The sequence below is a fragment of the Gallibacter intestinalis genome, assembly GCF_014982745.1.
Taxonomy (GTDB): Bacteria; Bacillota; Clostridia; order Peptostreptococcales; family Anaerovoracaceae; genus Gallibacter; species Gallibacter intestinalis.
Map to the genome: position 1 here is coordinate 62,681 of NZ_JADCKA010000005.1, position 17,488 is coordinate 80,168.

Sequence of the window (17,488 nt, forward strand, 5' to 3'; positions counted from 1 at the left end):
AAATATTTTACGAAAAGAGGTTATATATATGAAAACAGCATTGACTATCGCCGGAAGCGACAGCAGCGGCGGTGCAGGTATTCAGGCGGATATCAAAACCATGATAACCAACGGAGTTTACGCCATGAGTGCGGTAACTGCTCTGACAGCCCAGAATACTACAGGAGTAACCGGGATAATGGATGTGACCGGAGATTTTTTAAAGCAGCAGCTTGATGCGGTATTTACAGACATTTATCCTGATGCGGTAAAGATAGGTATGGTTTCCCAATCGGAGCTGATTGAAGCCATTGCCGAAAAGCTTAAGGAGTATAAGGCTAAAAACATAGTTGTGGATCCTGTAATGGTTGCCACCAGCGGTGCAAAACTCATAAGCGATGAAGCTATCGATACCCTTAAGGAAAAGCTTTTGCCTATGGCCGATGTGATTACGCCTAATATCCCAGAAGGTGAAGTATTAAGCGACAGGAAGATTGAAAGTCCTGATGATATGGTAACGGCAGCAAAGGCTATATTTGAAAAATACGGCTGTGCTGTGCTTTTAAAGGGTGGTCATGCCATGAACGATGCCAATGACCTGCTTTATACAGAGGAAGGACCTCAGTGGTTTTACGGAAAGAAAATTGATAATCCTAATACCCACGGTACAGGATGTACCCTTTCCAGCGCCATTGCATCAAATCTGGCAAAGGGTATGTCCATGAAGGATGCCGTTGAAAAAGGCAAGGAATACATTTCTCTGGCCCTTGGCGCCATGCTTAATCTCGGAGCAGGCAGCGGCCCTATGAATCACGGATTTGCCGTGACAACCGACTGGGAGGTGACAAAGTGAGCGAACAGATAAACGGACAGATTGGAGAACCCAAGAGAACTTCTCTATTTGCCAACGGACTCATCTGGTTTGGAGCCGGAGTTTCCATTGCAGAAATCCTTACAGGTACATATTTTGCGCCTTTGGGATTTCAGAAGGGGCTTTTGGCCATAATAATAGGACATATAATCGGCTGTGCCCTATTCTTCATGGCAGGCGTCATAGGCGGCAGCATGAGAAAAAGCTCCATGGAAAGTGTAAAGGTGAGCTTCGGTACAAAGGGCGGACTTTTGTTTGCACTGCTCAATGTGATACAGCTTACGGGCTGGACAGCCATAATGATTTACGACGGTGCCCTTGCGGCTAATAATGTGTTTAACGCAGGCAACTGGCTGTGGGCATTGATAATAGGTATATGTGTTATTGTCCTGATAATGATAGGAATTCAAAATCTTGGCAAGGTAAACACTGTGGTAATGGCAGCTTTATTTATAATGACAGCCGTACTTTGCTGGCTCATATTTAAAAACGGCATGCCTGATACCCAGGCGGCAGGAGAAGCTATGAGCTTTGGAGCAGCCGTTGAGCTTTCCGTTGCGATGCCTCTTTCTTGGCTTCCTGTTGTCAGCGACTACACAAGAGAAGCTAAAAAGCCTGTGGCGGCAGCAGCTGTCAGCACAGGAGTATACGGTCTTGTAAGCTGCTGGATGTACATTATAGGAATGTCTGCGGCGATATTTACAGGAGAAAGCGATATTGCGGTTATAATGCTTAAGGCAGGCTTGGGAGTTATGGGACTTCTCATAGTAATACTTTCCACGGCAACAACTACTTTCCTAGATGCCTTTTCTGCAGGTGTTTCCAGCGTATCCCTTTCATCTAAGATAAAGGAAAAGTGGGCGGCAGTTACTGCCGGTGTTATAGGCACCACATGCGCTATGATTTTCCCGATGGACGACATAACAGATTTTCTCTATCTTATCGGTTCGGTATTTGCACCGATGATAGCAATACAGATAGCCGACTACTTCATAATAAAGAGAAGGGAAGTCGTTGTGGATGGTGGAAAACAGCAAGCCTTTGATGCTCCTGCGCTTATCGTATGGGTGATAGGCTTCCTTCTGTACAGATATCTTATGACCGTGGATATACCGGTGGGAAATACACTGCCTGATATGGTTGTAACAACAATCCTATGTATTATCGTAAGAAAGATTGTAAAACGATAAGAAATATGTTAAACTGGACAAGTCGTTTTCTCAAAAAAAAAGGAGGAAAACCATGAAATGCTATATACTTATGGGAAGTCCGAGAAAGAACGGTAATACAGCGGCGCTGCTTGAACCATTTATAGACGAAATGGAAAAAAACGGTGTAAGCTGTGAAACAGACTGGCTTTACGATATGGACATCAAAGGCTGTGTAGCATGTTTGCATTGTCAGCACAATATGAATGAGCCTGACTGTGCCTTAAAGGACGATATGCAGAGTGTAATTAAAAAGGCGTTAGAGTGCGATATTCTTATTTATGCTACGCCTATTTACTCATGGTACTGCACTGCGCCTATGAAGGCGGCCATGGATCGTCTCATCTATTGCTGTAATAAAACATATATGGGACAGAATGGACCGCGTCTATTGGAAGGAAAGAAATTTGCTTCCATAACTTCAAGCGGATACAGACCGGAAAAGGGTAATTCGGTGTGGAACATGGGACTTACAAATTATTCTAAGCATGGCGGCATGAATTACATAGGTGTTGAAGGAGAAAAGGACCACGGCTATGATCATGAATTTATGAGTGAGGAAAAAGCCGAGCATATGAGATTATTTGCAAGAGAAATCTTGAGCAAATAAATATATAAGTTAATTCTATAAGAAAAGAGAGGTTTTACAAGTGAAATCAATCGTTAAGTTCTGGAACAAGATGAGTCTTGTTCAGCAGATCATCATTGGTCTCATTATAGGTATAATCCTTGCGCTGCTCTTCCCTGAACAGCTCTCATTTATACCTTTCTTCGGAGACCTGTTTGTAGGAGCCCTCAAAGCAGTAGCTCCTGTACTGGTACTGTTCCTGGTTACATCTGCTATCGCGCAGCACAAAGCAGGACAGAAAACTAACATGAAGCGTATCATCGTTCTCTACCTTCTGGGTACATTCCTGGCTGGTACTGTAGCGGTTATCGCAAGCTTCATATTTAAACTGGAACTGGCACTTCCTGATGCTTCATCCAGCGATGTTGCTCCTCCGGGAGGAATCGTTGAAGTCATGAGAAATCTTCTCATGAGCGTTGTTGACAATCCAATCAACGCCATCGCAACTGCCAACTACATCGGTATTCTGGCGGCAGCTGTTATGCTCGGTCTTGCAATCAAGCATGCCAGCGACACTACTAAGACTGTTATAGCTGACCTTTCCGACGGCGTATCTCAGATCGTTAGATGGGTTATCAAGTTCGCTCCTCTGGGTGTTATGGGTCTGGTGTTCAACGCCATCGCTTCCACAGGATTTTCTTCCCTGGCACAGTACGGTAAAATCATACTGCTCCTGGTTGGAACAATGCTGTTCGTAGCATTTGTTATGAATCCGATTATTGTGTTTATAAACATCAGAAAGAACCCTTATCCGCTGGTATGGAGATGTATCAGAGAATCAGGTCTGTATGCGTTCTTTACAAGAAGTTCCGCAGCCAACATTCCTGTAAACATGAGCCTGTGCGAAAAGCTGGGTCTGGACAAGGATACTTACTCAATATCTATCCCTCTGGGATCAACTATTAACATGGCCGGTGCTGCGGTTACAATTTCTGTACTGACACTGGCAACAACTAATACCCTTGGCGTTGAGGTAGACCTGCCTACAGCGATCCTGCTGTGTATCGTATCTGCCATCAGTGCCTGCGGAGCATCCGGTGTTGCCGGAGGTTCTCTGCTGCTGGTTCCACTGGCCTGCAGCCTGTTTGGTATCTCCAACGATATCGCTATGCAGGTTGTTGGTATCGGTTTCATCATCGGAGTTATTCAGGACTCCTGCGAAACAGCACTCAACTCTTCTACAGACGCGCTGTTCACTGCTACAGCTGAATACGCTGAAAGAAGAAAGCAGGGTATACCATACTAAAAAACATTTCACTTTTAAAGTGACCGAGAAGCGGCCAAAAGGCTGCTTCTTCTTTTTTTTTAAGATTGTACTTAAGCAAAATTTTATTGAGATTCTGACAATTCAGTATTAAAATAAATAAAGATACATTTATTGTGTTTTTTTTATGTTTTTAGTGTTTTGTGTTTATACAAATGGAGGACAAAATGAGCAAAGTAATTAAAATCGTAGACGGTAACGAAGCTGCGGCATACGTCGCATATGCCTTTACAGAAGTTGCAGGTATCTACCCGATCACACCGTCTTCTCCGATGGCGGAAAAGACTGACGAATGGTCGGCAAACGGTAAGAAAAACATTTTTGGTCAGCAGGTAAGACTGGTAGAAATGCAGTCTGAAGCCGGTGCTGCAGGTGCCGTTCACGGTGCCCTGGAATCCGGTGCTCTAGCTACCACATTCACATCCTCCCAGGGTCTGATGCTGATGATTCCTACTCTTCACAGAATCTCAGGACAGAGACATCCGGGCGTACTGCATGTGGCTGCAAGAACTGTCGGAACACACGCATTCTCAATCTTCGGAGATCATTCCGATGTAATGAACTGCAGACAGACAGGTTTTGCAATGCTTTCTACAGGCAGCGTACAGGAAATCATGGACCTGGCCGGTGTTGCACATCTGTCAGCCATCAAGGGCAGAATTCCATTCCTGCACTGGTTTGACGGATTTAGAACTTCCCACGAAATTCAGAAGGTTGAAGCTCTCACATACGATGAGTTTGAAAAGCTGCTGGACAAGGAAGCACTGAGAAAGTGGAAGGATGAGGCTATGAACCCTGAAACTCCTACAATGAGATCAACAGTTCAGAACCCTGATATCTACTTCCAGGTAAGAGAAGCAAACAACGCTGATTATGAAGCACTTCCTGATATTGTTGAAAGCTATATGACTGAAATCTCAAAGATTACAGGAAGAGAATACCATATATTCAACTACTACGGAGCTCCTGATGCAGACAAGCTCATCATAGCAATGGGATCTGTATGCGGTGCAACTCAGGAGGTTATCGACAGACTCAACGGCGAAGGTCAGAAGCTGGGTCTGCTGCAGGTACATCTTTACAGACCGTTCTCCGTAAAGCACATGCTCAACGCTATTCCTAAGACAGTTAAGAAGATTGCTGTTTTAGATAGAGTTAAGGAAGCAGGTGCTGTAGGTGAACCTCTCTACGAAGACGTATGCTCCGCATATAACGAATATGACGGTGAAAGACCAATGATTCTTTCCGGAAGATACGGTCTTTCCTCAAAGGATACAGATCCTGCCTGCATCAAGGCGGTTTATGACAATCTTGATGCCGCTGAACCGATTAATCACTTCACAATCGGTATCAACGACGATGTAACTCATAAATCCCTTGCACTGGACAAGGATTTCGTAATCGAAAACGAAGGTACAATAAGCTGCAAATTCTGGGGTCTTGGCTCCGACGGTACAGTAGGTGCCAACAAGAACTCCATTAAGATTATCGGTGACCAGACAGATAAGTACTGTCAGGCATACTTTGAATATGATACAAAGAAGTCCTTTGGTATCACTAAGTCCCACTTGAGATTCGGAGATACTCCTATCAGATCAACATATCTGGTTAAGAGTGCAAACTTCATCGCTTGTCACAATCAGAACTATCTGAGACAGTACGACATTATTTCCGAGCTTAAGCCGGGCGGAACATTCCTGCTCAACTGCAACTGGGCACCTGAGGAACTGGATGAACATATTCCTGCAGAAGTTAAGAGATATATTGCAAACAACGACATTAAATTCTATATCGTTGATGCTAACAAGTGCTCTCAGGAAATAGGTCTTGGAAACAGATCCAACATGGTACTGCAGGCTGCATTCTTCAATCTTTCCCAGGTAATTCCTGTGGACGATGCTGTTAAGCATATGAAGGAAGCCGTTAAAAAGACATTCGGTAAGAAGGGCGAAAAGATTGTAAACATGAACATGGAAGCCGTTGATGCAGGTATCAACGCTCCTGTAAAGGTTGATGTCCCTGCTTCTTGGAAGGATGCAAAGGACGAAGCTAAGGCTGATGCCAAGGATGTTCCATCCATCATTTCCGATGTACTGGTACCTATCAACGCTCAGAAGGGTGACGATCTGCCGGTAAGCACATTTGTTGATATGAAGGACGGCGTAATGCCACAGGGAACTTCAAGATACGAAAAGAGAGGTATTGCAACAGCAGTTCCTGTATGGGATCCAACAGCATGTATACAGTGTAACCAGTGTTCATATGTATGTCCTCATGCTGTAATCAGACCGTTCCTGCTGGATGAAAAGGAAGTTGCCGCTAAGCCTGAAGGCTTTGTAGTAACTGAAGCAAAGGGCAAAGGTCTTGAAAACTACAAGTACAGCATGCAGGTATCAACGCTTGACTGCACAAGCTGCGGAGTCTGCGTAGCTACATGTCCTAAGGGCGGAGAAGCTATCAAGATGGTACCGGTTGAAGATGTTGATCTTGACCAGACTAACTGGGAATACGCAATGTCCCTCGAAGAAAAGACAGAAGGCATAGACAAGTACTCCATCAAGGGTTCACAGTTCTATCAGCCACTCCTTGAGTTCTCTGGCGCATGTGCAGGATGCGGAGAAACAGCTTATGCTAAGCTTCTGACTCAGCTGTACGGTGACAAGATGTACTTTGCCAACGCTACAGGATGTACTCAGGCTTGGGGTGCTGCAATGCCAAGTATGCCATACTGCAAGAACAAGAAGGGCAAGGGTGTTGCATGGTCCAACTCACTGTTTGAAAACAACGCTGAATTTTCATATGGTATGTGCCTTGCGGTAATCCATCAGAGAGAAAATGTTAAGATGGATGTTGAAAAACTTCAGGGCATGGTAGATGCGGGCAGCAAGGAAGCGGCAGCCATCGAAAAATGGTTTGAAACTTACGACGACCTGGATGCTTCTGCAATAGCTTCTGAAGAACTTATCGCAGTTCTGGAAGAAGGAGATCTTTCCGGAGAAGCCGCTGATGTCGCTAAGACAATTCTTGAAAAGAGAAAACATCTCAACAAGAAGACAATGTGGATGTACGGCGGAGACGGCTGGGCATACGATATCGGTTACGGCGGACTTGACCATGTATTTGCCATGGGAGAAGACGTTAACGTTCTTATCGTAGATACAGAAGTTTACTCCAACACAGGTGGACAGTCTTCAAAGGCTACACCTATCGGCGCCGTTGCTCAGTTCCAGGCTTCCGGTAAGAAGACTCAGAAGAAGGATCTTGGAAGACTGATGATGACATATGACAACATCTATGTTGCTCAGTGCGCTATGGGTGCAAACCCTAATCAGCTGCTTAAGGCAATCAAGGAAGCCGAAGAGCATAAGGGACCTTCCATCATAATCTGCTACGCTCCATGTATCAACCACGGTATCAAGAAGGGCATGAGCAACGCTCAGGCAGAAATGAAGGCAGCCGTAGAATCCGGATACTGGAATCTGTACAGATGGAATCCAACTACTAAGGTTCTCACTCTTGACTCCAAGGAACCATCAAAGGATCTCCTTGAATTCATGAGAGGCGAAGTAAGATACTCCGCACTGGATATCACTTTCCCTGAAAATGCTAAAACTCTGTTTGCTGAAGCAGAAGCGTCTGCAAAAGAAAGATATGAATTTTATAAAAATCTTGCAGAGAACAAGTAGTTCCATGTATAATAGAGTATAATATTGCTAAAAAGCATTAATGTTTGCATTTGTAAAAGAATGTACTTAGGAGGTTATAGACTATGGATTTTACTAAAGAGTACCAGCAGAAACTGACTACTCCTGAAGAAGCAGTCAAAGTCGTTAAAAGCGGCGACTGGGTTGACTATAGTGTATCACTGGGCTTCCCTGAATTGCTGGATGCTGCTCTCGCAAAGAGAAAAGATGAATTAGAAGATGTAAAAATTAGGGGATATCTCATTCTGCAGCCTATTGAGGCTGTAGAATGTGACCCTGAAAGAGAGCATTTCACTTATAACTCATGGCACTGCTCAGGATATGAAAGAAAGCTCTGCGACAGAGGTCTTTGCAACTACATCCCTATGGTATTCAGAAATGTAGCTGCATACTACGAGAGATATCTCACTGTTAATGTTGCAATGATGGCAGTTCCACCGATGGATGCACACGGTTATTTCAACTTCTCGGTGAACAACGCTACAGCAAGAGCTACACTGGATAAGGCTGATGTTGTTATTCTTGAAATCAACGAAAATCTGCCAAGAGTATTCGGTGGCTTCGGCGAAAGCATTCATATTTCAGAAGTTGATATGATAGTAGAAGGCCCTCACGGCCCTCTGAAGGAACTTCCTACACCGGCTGCAACAGAAATTGATGAAACTATCGCAAAGATGGTTGTAGAGAACATGAGAGACGGTTCAACTATCCAGATTGGTATCGGCGGTATGCCTAATGCCGTAGGTCAGATGATAGCTCAGTCGGATCTCAAGGATCTCGGTATTCACACAGAGCTGCTTGTAGACGCTTACCTGGATATGTACAAGGCAGGCAAGATTACAAACAGACTCAAGAGCATCGATAAGAACAAGGGAGTATTTGGCTTCGCACTTGGTTCTCAGTCCCTTTATGATTGGGTTAAGGAAAACCCTGGTCTGGTAACTGCACCTATCGACTACGTAAATGCGCCTGAAACCATTGCTCAGCTGGACAACTTTGTTTCTATTAATAACTGTATTTCTGTAGACCTTTACGGTCAGATCTGCGCGGAGAGTGCAGGTACGAGACACATAAGCGGTACGGGCGGTCAGCTTGACTTCCTGACAGGAGCTTTTGACGGCAAAGGCGGTCAGAGCTTCATCTGTATGACATCGTCCTTTACTGATAAGCAGGGCAACTTCAAATCAAGAATTGTGCCTACTTTCAACGGCGATATCGTTACTGACCCAAGAAGCCAGGGCTTCATCCTCGTAACCGAATATGGACTTGTAAATCTCGCGGGTCTGTCGACTTGGGAAAAGGCAGAGAAACTTATTTCTCTTGCTCACCCGGATCACAGAGAAGACTTAATCAGAGCTGCTGAAGAGCAGAAAATCTGGAGAAAGTCAAATAAGAGATAAAGGAGAGAGGTAAAATGAGTGAAAACTTGAACAAAAAGAGACGCAGCGGCGTTGACGTAATGACGGTCGGATTTGCGCTGTTTGCAATGTTCTTTGGCGCAGGAAACCTGATTTTCCCGCCTGAACTCGGTGTTAAAGCCGGTCCTGACTGGTGGATTGGAGTAGTTTGCTTCATCCTCGCAGACGCAGGTATCGCACTTATCGCACTGTTCTCACTGATTAAATATGACGGTGATATCGAAAAGATCACTGGTACTGTAGGTCAGAAAATGGGTGTTGTTATCAACGCTATCATGATACTTTGTATCGGCGTACTGGTAGCTACACCAAGAACAGCAGCTACAACATTTGAAATGGGATTCACACCTATCACAGGAATCGACAGCAAGATTGCACTGGCTGTATTCTCTGTAGTATACTTTGCTATCGTTCTGGTACTGACTATTAAGCCATCCAGAGTAGTAGACATCGTAGGTAACATCCTGACACCTGTACTGCTGATCACACTGGCTATCATAATCGTAATCGGTTTTGTAGCACCAGCTGCAGACATTCAGCCTGCAATGGTTGACACTACAGTTAAAGACGGTATCTACAACGGATACCAGACTCTTGACGGTATGGCTGCACTGTTCTTTGGTATGATTATCATCACTTCCATTAAGGACAAGGGCTACACTGAAAAGAGCGAAACAAATGGAATGACAGCTAAGGCTGCAGTTCTTGCAGCTATCCTCCTCTGCCTGGTATACGGCGGACTTGGATATCTTGGAGCTTCCACAGGTCAGCTCTGGCATAGTGATGTTGCTGCCGGCACAATCAACCAGGCAGGACTTCTTGCTAACATAGCTGAAGAACTGGTAGGAAGACCAGGACTTATCATCCTTGGAGTTATCGTAGCATTTGCATGTCTGACAACAGCTATTGGTCTGACATCCGCTACAGCTAACTTCTTCTCAGGAATCTCTAATGGTAAACTGAGCTACGGAAAAGCAGTAGTTATCACTTGCATACTGACGACTCTGATATGCAACCTGGGACTTTCGCAGATCGTTGCATTTGCGGCACCTATCCTCGGTCTTGTATATCCGCCAGTAATCGTACTGTTCCTGCTTTCATACGCTTCAAAGCAGTCCCTCAAGAGAAACGTTTACGTTTGCACTGCTGGACTCGCTTTCCTGCAGAGCTTGATCATGACAATCTGCGACACATTTGGCGTAGAAGGCCTGAACTGGATCCACAGCCTGCCACTTGATACATATGGCTTCGGCTGGGTAGTACCTGCAATAGTAGGTCTGATTATCGGATTTATCATTCCTGGACCTAAGATGGCAGAAGTAGAAGCTAAGAGAGCTGCTTAATTTAAGCCATCGGATAAGTGATTGTAAGATCTCAGTCGACAGAACAATACAGTAAACTTAAAATTGCACTGCGGTTTATCCGCGGTGCAATTTTTTGTATCAGCAGTTTTACTCTGTAGCCCTAATTTCAATTAAAATTAAGTGAAGGAAATTTGAAGAAAATGTTAAGTGTCTTGACCCTAAATCGCTCATATGTAAAATGTGAATTGTGAGCATTAGAAAAAAGAGAGGGAATGATTTCACATGAAAATGATTTGGAATAAAAATTCTAATAGATTTAAAATGACTGCGATTTGCATCGCTATGTTTATGGCTGTCAGCCTCGTATGGTGGGATGCTTCTGTGGCATCAAAGGCAAGAGCCGCAGGTGCGGATGTATCAGACACATCCCATGTTATTATGGCAGGTGATACTGAACTTGCAGTTGTAGGCTCATATAACGAAGGCGAAATGGCAGTGGAACTGATAAAGGATAGCTACGGTGCCAATGACAGTGCAGAGGAAGCTATTGTAAGTCCTGCTATAACTGTTAAGCCGGTGGAAACTGCCGTGGCTGAAAAGGATCCTGAAGTTATGGACGCTAAAGATGCTGCTGAGAGCATTATAGAAAAGAACAGCGGAGATGAACCGATTTTTATAGTTGCTGTTAAACGCTCTGGACTCAGCAAGATAAGCGTTCCATATAAAACCAAGACAGTTGAGGATTCTGATCTTGAAGAGGGAAAGACAAAGGTAGTTACAGAAGGTGAAAACGGAGTTTCTCTGATAATGGGAGACACTGTGCTGGTTAACGGACAGCAGAAGGAGTCCAATATCCTTGAGACAAAGGTTTTAAAGAAGCCTGTGGACAAGGTAATACATAAGGGAACTAAGGAAAAGGAAGTTAAAAAGGCTGCAACATCATCTCAAAGCAGCTCAAACTCAAAAGCTACTTCAAGCTCACAGGGCTCTGGTACTACAACAGGAAGCTTTACATGGCCTATCCCAAGCAGCCATAATGTTGTATCTGGATATGGCGGAAGAGTAGGCCCTATATACGGTAACGAGTTCCATATGGGTATAGATATAGCCGGAAGCTATGGCGCTCCTATAGTCGCAGCAGACGGAGGTACCGTTGTGGAAGCTGGCTGGCATTATAGCTACGGATATCAGGTTGTAATACAGCATTCTAACGGACTTAAGACAAAATATGCTCATAACAGTTCTCTTGCTGTAAGCGTAGGCCAGAAGGTGTCCAAGGGACAGACAATTTCCTACTGCGGAAGCACAGGGGATTCTGTGGCAACTCATCTGCATTTTGAAGTATGGCTGGGCGGAAGCCATGTAAATCCATATAATTACCTGTAGGAAATAATTAAAATATGATTTGTAAAGCAAAAGCCGTGCAACTACTGCGCGGCTTTTATGTATGTATATACTGGCTGAAGGTAAGATTCGTTTACCCAGCTACAACTATTTTCTCCTGCTTCAAGCATTGCAATCATCCAAGGTTCAAGTTCATCAGGGGCTTTCTTTGAGATTGATTTCCTAAGCATTCGACACATGGTGCGATCTGTGAAAGTCATACCATTTTCGTTATAAGATCCTCTAGCGTAGAAGAAAGCTGTTCCTTCAGGAAATCCTTTGGTACATTTTTCTCGGAGATGTTTGACTGCGGATTCGTCGTATGGGCTGGCACCTACTGCGATAAGGATAACCTTATTGCCGTTAAAGAGGTGTATTTTTTTATGTAAGGCATCAAGTCCTTTCAGCTTGCCAGCATAAATGCCACCGATGAAGATTAACATGCATGCGGATTTTATCATATCGGAAGTGATAGACTCTGCTTTTACCGTTTTACATTTTATATTTTTTTCAATCATATGAGCATATTGCTCAGAGGAGCCGTATTTAGAACCATATATGACCAGAATGTTTTTCATTTTGTATTCCTCCATAAAATGAAATCAATTTTATATAATTATCTCACTATGAAGAACTATGTTCTATCATCAATTTGTTAAAAAATGAAAATATATAAAGTCTTATGTTAAGCGAATGTGAACTTAAATTGTCACTTTTGTGAAGAAAAAGTGAAGAAAAGTGAAAGAATGTGATATTCCTTGACCCAAACAAAGACCATCATGTAATATAGCACCGTAGCAAAAAGCGGAAACGCTAAAGACTTTAAGGAGACATTTATGATTAACTTTGAACACAAAAGCCTCGAAGCGACGCTTAAAAAAGCATACGACAACGTGAGAGGTCTTAAGAGAAAAACAAAGGAACTTATATGTGTGGGACTTACAGTGATGATGCTGGGAACCTTCGTACTGTATGATGCAGCTGCAGGAGTAGCATACGCAGCAAGCAGCGGAGAAGGCACACCTCACGCAATAATGGCAGGAGACGAAGAAATAGCAGTGCTCCAGTCAAAATCAGATGCCAACATGGTAGTGGAAAATATCAAAAAGCAGTACGGCAAGGATAACAGCCTTGAAACTGCAATGGTAACACCAGCCATCAAGGTAGTGGAAAAGGAATATGTAACAGCAGAAGCTGTAGATGTAAAGACAATATCTGAAGCAACAGAAGATATACTTGCTCAGAACGAAACATCAGATCCATACTTTGAAATCGTAGTAAAGCAGCCAGTAGTAGCAAAGCAGGCAATCGCCCATGAAACAAAGACAGTTGAAACAGACGAACTGGAAAAGGGTGAAACAAAGGTAACTACAGAAGGTAAGGATGGAGCAAAGATAGTAACAGGAGAAAGCATCGTAGTTAACGGAAAAGTTAAGAGCACAGAAGTATTCTCCGAAGAGATAACAGCACAGCCAGTAACAGAAGTAGTTGCAAAGGGAACAAAGGAACCTGAACCAGAAGTAACAGAAGTAGCAGCAACTACAACAAGTACAAGAGCAAATAGCAGTGCTTCAAGCTCAAGCAACAAGACATACAAGGCTCCAAGCTATAACGCATCAACAAGCGGTGGTATCGTAGGATATGCACAGAGCTTCCACGGAGTACCTTATGTATGGGGCGGAGCAAGCCCATCAGGATTTGACTGCTCAGGCTTTACAATGTATGTATATAGAGCATTTGGAGTAAGCTTGCCACATAGCTCTGGCGGACAGGCAGGATGCGGATATGCAGTATCAGCAAGCCAGGCAAGACCTGGAGATCTGGTAGTAATGCCAGGACATGTAGGAATCTATGTAGGCGGCGGCATGATGGTACATGCACCTGCACCAGGACAGTGTGTAAAGACACAGGCAATCTGGCAGGGATGCAGCTTTAGAAGACTTGTGTAATATAGTCAAAGATTAATCGTAAAATATAGAAATTTATGCACGGATAATATATTCCGTGCATTTTTTTGTGTATAATATATAAAAATCAGAATCGCAATCTGACATATACATAAAAAACGGGCCTTCTCAATAATGGGAAAGCCCTGCTTTTTATTCCGTAGGAAGCGATATGTAATTTTCCGGTCCAACAAGCATCATATTGTGCTGCTTGTATTGCTTAAGCTCATTTTTGTTTATCATTATCACCTTATTAAAGACATCGTCTTCTTTGAGTATGTATTTGGAAACGACAATCTTTATGGCTACCGGTGAAAAGTACGGTGGATCTCCGATTCCCGCCAAAAGTCCTACAGCCGGAGCCTCTCTCTGCATCGGATTCATAAGGAGCAGATGTATACGCTCTGACTTGTTAATCTGATTTATTAGAGTGGCGTGGGAAGTTGCATCAAAGCTTTCCAGAGTACCGCTATATATGTTTTCACAGTTGTCATAATCGGAAAAATCCTTTACGCCTTTATAAAGGGTTATGCCGACGGAACTCTGATAGTCCTCGTTGTGGGACAGGCGCATTAAGGATTTGATAAGGCGTCTGCCTCGACCGTCGTAATAATAGACATAAAAATAAGCACTGTTAAAATACGAGTTGCCGTGGGCCGCAGGCCTTTTGGATTTAGGTGAAATATAATCCACCAGATGGGACAAATCCATTTCCAAAGCTTCGGCAATATCCAGCAAGGTATCTATGTCGATTGCTATGGAACCGTTCTCGTATTTGGAAAGAGTGGCTTTACTTTTGTTAATCATCTTGGAAAATTCCTCGATGGTATAGCCTTTCTTTTTTCTGCATGTGCGGATGCGCTGTCCTACATGCTCTGTGATTTTACTCATTTTTCTACCTCCCTATGTACTCATTTTACTTTATTTTATTATGTACCGTCAATGTAAAAGTTTCGTGAAAAGGAAAAAATGCGTAAATTATCTGACATTTTAATAAGGTTTGAATAAAAATTCTGAAAAATCTGCAAAAAACATATCCAAAAGACTATAAAGACAATATTTGTTTACTTTAACGAAACTCGCATATCTTGGAATTTGACAGAAAATAGAGTAAAATTAAAGCAGTAAAATTATGTCTTAGATTGCTAAATTTTTAAAGAAAAGGATGTGAGTCAAATTGGCAAAAGGAAAATTAACAATCAGAGAGGACAGATGTAAAGGCTGCGAGCTTTGCGTTTCTGTTTGTCCGAAAAACATTTTAGCTTTGGAAGAAGTTAAAGTAAACAAGAAGGGCTACCACAACGTATACGTTACAGATCCTGATGAATGTATCGCTTGTGCAAGCTGCGCGCTAATGTGTCCTGACGGAATCATCAATGTTTATAAAGAGGAGGCGTAAAGATGAGTGAAAAACAGTTACTGAAAGGTAATGAAGCATTCGCCAAGGCAGCGATCAATGCTGGATGCAGATATTACTTTGGATATCCAATCACACCACAGAACGAAGTACCTGAATACATGTCAAGAGAACTTGCAAATGCAGGCGGAGCATTTATCCAGGCAGGAAGTGAACTTGAAGCTGTCAACATGGCATACGGTGCTGCAGCTTCAGGCGGAAGAGTTCTTCTCTCATCTTCATCCCCTGGTATTGCACTGATGCAGGAATCCATTTCCCTGCTCTCTTCAGTAGAAGTACCTATCGTTCTTATCAACGTAATGAGAGGCGGCCCTGGTATCGGTTCTATTCAGGCTTCACAGGCTGACTATGAACAGGTAACAAAAGGCGGCGGTAATGGTGACTACCATACAATCGTATTCGCACCAAGCTCCATCCAGGAAGCATGCGACATGATTTACCATGCATTTGATGTTGCTGACGAATACAGAAACCCTGTTATTGTCTGCGCTGACGGTACTATCGGTCAGATGATGGAACCAGTTGCTCTTCCTGAAGCTAAGGAAGCAGCAATGGGCGATGAAGCAATTGCCGCAGTTAAGCCATGGGCTCTCACAGGACATAAGAACAAGAGAGAAAGACATGCAATGAACTCCGTATGGCTGCAGCAGGATCTTCTCGAAAACTACATCGACGAATACTGGCCTAAGTACGAAAAGGCTGAGAGAGAACTTCAGGATTGGGAAGAAGTTATGCTCGACGACGCTGAAGTAGTATTCGTAGCATACGGTTCCACTTCCAGAGTAGCTAAGGAAGCTATACAGGCTCTCAGAGCGGAAGGCATCAAAGTTGGTATGATCAGACCTAAGACTCTGTGGCCGTTCCCAGCGAAAGCATTTGAAAAACTCGGCGATAATGTTAAACATGTTATTTCCGTTGAGCTTTCCAAGGGCGGACAGCTGATGCACGACGTTAAATACGTTCTTGGAGGAAAATACCCAGTATCACTGATCAACAGATACGGCGGAATGCTCCTCGACCCAGACGAAGTCGTAGCAAGAACTAAAGAGATTTTGGAGGTGAAATAAGTGAAACCAGTTTTTGAATATACAAAGGGAATGCGCGAAAAGGAACTTCACTACTGTCCGGGATGTACTCACGGTATCGCGCACAGACTCATCATGGAAGTTCTTGATGAAAGAGGACAGCTGGGCGATGCAATCGGCGTATCTCCTGTAGGCTGCTCCATCGTAGCACATCAGTACATGAATATCGATATGCTCGAATCTCCACACGGAAGAGCTCCAGCCGTTGCATCCGGTATCAAGAGAGTTCATCCTGACGCACCTGTATTCACATACCAGGGCGACGGAGACCTGGCTTCCATCGGTACTGCGGAAATTATTCACGCAGCTGAAAGAAGCGAAAAGTTCTGCACATTCTTCATCAATAATGCTATCTACGGTATGACAGGCGGTCAGATGGCTCCTACTACACTGGTAGGTCAGAAGGCTACTACATGCGTAGACGGTAGAGACCCTAAGAAGCAGGGATTCCCACTCAGGATGTCTGAAATTATCTCTCAGATTGACGGAGCTGTTTATGTAGAAAGAGTTACTGTTACAACTCCTGGAGATGTAAGAAAAGCTAAGAAGGCTATCGAAAGAGCTTTCGACGTACAGGAAAAGAAGCTGGGATTTGCTTTCGTAGAAATCCTGTCTACTTGTCCTACAAACTGGGGACTGACTCCTACAGATGCCATCAAGTGGCTCAGAGAAAACATGATCCCTTACTACCCAGTTAAACAGTTCAAGTGTCCAGAGGAGGTGTAGGACTAATGAGTGACGTTAAGAAAATATTGATCGCCGGATTCGGCGGACAGGGCGTACTGCTGATAGGACAGATGCTCTCTTATGCAGCAATGTATGAAGATAAGGAAGTTACATGGATGCCATCCTATGGTCCTGAAATGAGAGGCGGTGTGGCAAACTGTACAGTTAATATCTCCAGCAGCCCTATCGCTTCACCGGTTGTAACTAAAGACTTCGACGTACTGATCGTTATGAACGGACCTTCCCTTGAGAAGTTCGAAAAGGACCTCAAGCCAGGTGGAGACCTGTTCATCAACACTTCAATTGTAGACATCGAGCCTACAAGATCTGACATTAACATCTACAGAGTAGACTGCAACGAAGTTGCTGAATCTAAAATAGGCAATGCTAAGACAGCTAACATGGTAATGCTGGGCGCAATCATCAGAAAGACTGGTGTTGTTAGCCTTGCTATCATGGAAAAAGTATTTAACAAAGTATTCACAGGCAAGAAAGCTAAGCTGATACCTGCTAACCTGCAGGCACTGGAAGCTTGGGACGAATAAGGAGAATTTT

At 43.7% G+C, this 17,488-nt stretch carries 15 protein-coding genes; 13 read left to right on the forward strand and 2 right to left on the reverse strand.

Features of this window, described 5'->3' with window-relative positions; genetic code table 11:
- Positions 1 to 28: 28 nt before the first annotated feature.
- The 8 genes from thiD (at position 29) to INF20_RS04235 (ending at position 11,762) form a co-directional block, all read left to right on the forward strand.
- Positions 29 to 832, forward strand: a complete 804-nt coding sequence (thiD, locus tag INF20_RS04200; RefSeq protein ID WP_226385126.1) for a bifunctional hydroxymethylpyrimidine kinase/phosphomethylpyrimidine kinase — start codon at positions 29 to 31, stop codon at positions 830 to 832.
- Positions 829 to 2,040: a putative hydroxymethylpyrimidine transporter CytX gene (cytX, locus tag INF20_RS04205; protein ID WP_226385127.1), complete on the forward strand. Its 1,212-nt coding sequence runs from the start codon at positions 829 to 831 to the stop codon at positions 2,038 to 2,040. The genes thiD and cytX overlap by 4 nt, the downstream gene beginning before the upstream one ends.
- 52 nt (positions 2,041 to 2,092) lie before the next feature.
- Positions 2,093 to 2,668 (forward strand): flavodoxin family protein, encoded by a 576-nt coding sequence (locus INF20_RS04210; protein WP_226385128.1) that lies wholly within the window; start codon positions 2,093 to 2,095, stop codon positions 2,666 to 2,668.
- A 40-nt stretch (positions 2,669 to 2,708) separates the two neighbouring features.
- On the forward strand, positions 2,709 to 3,932 hold the full coding sequence (sstT, locus tag INF20_RS04215; protein WP_226385129.1) for a serine/threonine transporter SstT: 1,224 nt from the start codon (positions 2,709 to 2,711) through the stop codon (positions 3,930 to 3,932).
- A 185-nt stretch (positions 3,933 to 4,117) separates the two neighbouring features.
- A complete protein-coding gene (gene nifJ / locus INF20_RS04220) occupies positions 4,118 to 7,636 on the forward strand; it encodes a pyruvate:ferredoxin (flavodoxin) oxidoreductase (protein WP_226385130.1) in 3,519 nt (1,172 codons plus the stop codon).
- A gap of 83 nt (positions 7,637 to 7,719) precedes the next feature.
- Positions 7,720 to 9,054: an acetyl-CoA hydrolase/transferase C-terminal domain-containing protein gene (locus tag INF20_RS04225; protein WP_226385131.1), complete on the forward strand. Its 1,335-nt coding sequence runs from the start codon at positions 7,720 to 7,722 to the stop codon at positions 9,052 to 9,054.
- A 14-nt stretch (positions 9,055 to 9,068) separates the two neighbouring features.
- On the forward strand, positions 9,069 to 10,415 hold the full coding sequence (brnQ, locus tag INF20_RS04230; RefSeq protein WP_226385132.1) for a branched-chain amino acid transport system II carrier protein: 1,347 nt from the start codon (positions 9,069 to 9,071) through the stop codon (positions 10,413 to 10,415).
- A 243-nt stretch (positions 10,416 to 10,658) separates the two neighbouring features.
- Positions 10,659 to 11,762 (forward strand): peptidoglycan DD-metalloendopeptidase family protein, encoded by a 1,104-nt coding sequence (locus INF20_RS04235; protein WP_226385133.1) that lies wholly within the window; start codon positions 10,659 to 10,661, stop codon positions 11,760 to 11,762.
- Positions 11,763 to 11,803: 41 nt separating this feature from the next.
- Here the strand turns inward: INF20_RS04235 and INF20_RS04240 are convergent, their stop codons facing one another.
- Positions 11,804 to 12,337: a flavodoxin family protein gene (locus INF20_RS04240; RefSeq protein WP_226385134.1), complete on the reverse strand. Its 534-nt coding sequence runs from the start codon at positions 12,335 to 12,337 to the stop codon at positions 11,804 to 11,806.
- 258 nt (positions 12,338 to 12,595) lie between these two features.
- On the opposite strand from INF20_RS04240, the gene INF20_RS04245 reads away from it, so the two are divergent.
- Positions 12,596 to 13,708, forward strand: a complete 1,113-nt coding sequence (locus INF20_RS04245) for a C40 family peptidase (RefSeq protein ID WP_226385135.1) — start codon at positions 12,596 to 12,598, stop codon at positions 13,706 to 13,708.
- A 150-nt stretch (positions 13,709 to 13,858) separates the two neighbouring features.
- Here INF20_RS04245 and INF20_RS04250 read toward each other — a convergent pair whose 3' ends face one another.
- Positions 13,859 to 14,596, reverse strand: coding sequence for a helix-turn-helix domain-containing protein (locus INF20_RS04250; protein WP_226385136.1), 738 nt, complete (start codon positions 14,594 to 14,596; stop codon positions 13,859 to 13,861).
- A 286-nt stretch (positions 14,597 to 14,882) separates the two neighbouring features.
- Here INF20_RS04250 and INF20_RS04255 point away from each other — a divergent pair, with 286 nt between their 5' ends.
- The 4 genes from INF20_RS04255 to INF20_RS04270 are packed head-to-tail and all read left to right on the forward strand — an operon-like array spanning position 14,883 to position 17,478.
- Positions 14,883 to 15,104, forward strand: a complete 222-nt coding sequence (locus INF20_RS04255; RefSeq protein WP_226385137.1) for a 4Fe-4S binding protein — start codon at positions 14,883 to 14,885, stop codon at positions 15,102 to 15,104.
- 2 nt (positions 15,105 to 15,106) lie between these two features.
- Positions 15,107 to 16,189: a 3-methyl-2-oxobutanoate dehydrogenase subunit VorB gene (vorB, locus tag INF20_RS04260; protein ID WP_226385138.1), complete on the forward strand. Its 1,083-nt coding sequence runs from the start codon at positions 15,107 to 15,109 to the stop codon at positions 16,187 to 16,189.
- Positions 16,190 to 16,933 carry a thiamine pyrophosphate-dependent enzyme gene (locus INF20_RS04265; protein WP_226385139.1) on the forward strand — a complete coding sequence of 248 codons (744 nt, stop codon included), beginning with the start codon at positions 16,190 to 16,192 and terminating at the stop codon, positions 16,931 to 16,933. It begins immediately after the preceding gene.
- 5 nt (positions 16,934 to 16,938) lie between these two features.
- Positions 16,939 to 17,478, forward strand: coding sequence for a 2-oxoacid:acceptor oxidoreductase family protein (locus tag INF20_RS04270; protein ID WP_226385140.1), 540 nt, complete (start codon positions 16,939 to 16,941; stop codon positions 17,476 to 17,478).
- Positions 17,479 to 17,488 lie beyond the last annotated feature (10 nt).

Coding starts and splice junctions, on each gene's coding strand:
- INF20_RS04270 (WP_226385140.1), top strand. CDS start 16,939: ATGAGTGACGTTAAGAAAATATTGATCGCCGGATTCGGCGGACAGGGC.
- INF20_RS04250 (WP_226385136.1), bottom strand. CDS start 14,596: ATGAGTAAAATCACAGAGCATGTAGGACAGCGCATCCGCACATGCAGA.
- INF20_RS04225 (WP_226385131.1), top strand. CDS start 7,720: ATGGATTTTACTAAAGAGTACCAGCAGAAACTGACTACTCCTGAAGAA.
- INF20_RS04210 (WP_226385128.1), top strand. CDS start 2,093: ATGAAATGCTATATACTTATGGGAAGTCCGAGAAAGAACGGTAATACA.
- nifJ (WP_226385130.1), top strand. CDS start 4,118: ATGAGCAAAGTAATTAAAATCGTAGACGGTAACGAAGCTGCGGCATAC.
- brnQ (WP_226385132.1), top strand. CDS start 9,069: ATGAGTGAAAACTTGAACAAAAAGAGACGCAGCGGCGTTGACGTAATG.
- INF20_RS04245 (WP_226385135.1), top strand. CDS start 12,596: ATGATTAACTTTGAACACAAAAGCCTCGAAGCGACGCTTAAAAAAGCA.
- INF20_RS04240 (WP_226385134.1), bottom strand. CDS start 12,337: ATGAAAAACATTCTGGTCATATATGGTTCTAAATACGGCTCCTCTGAG.
- INF20_RS04235 (WP_226385133.1), top strand. CDS start 10,659: ATGAAAATGATTTGGAATAAAAATTCTAATAGATTTAAAATGACTGCG.
- thiD (WP_226385126.1), top strand. CDS start 29: ATGAAAACAGCATTGACTATCGCCGGAAGCGACAGCAGCGGCGGTGCA.
- vorB (WP_226385138.1), top strand. CDS start 15,107: ATGAGTGAAAAACAGTTACTGAAAGGTAATGAAGCATTCGCCAAGGCA.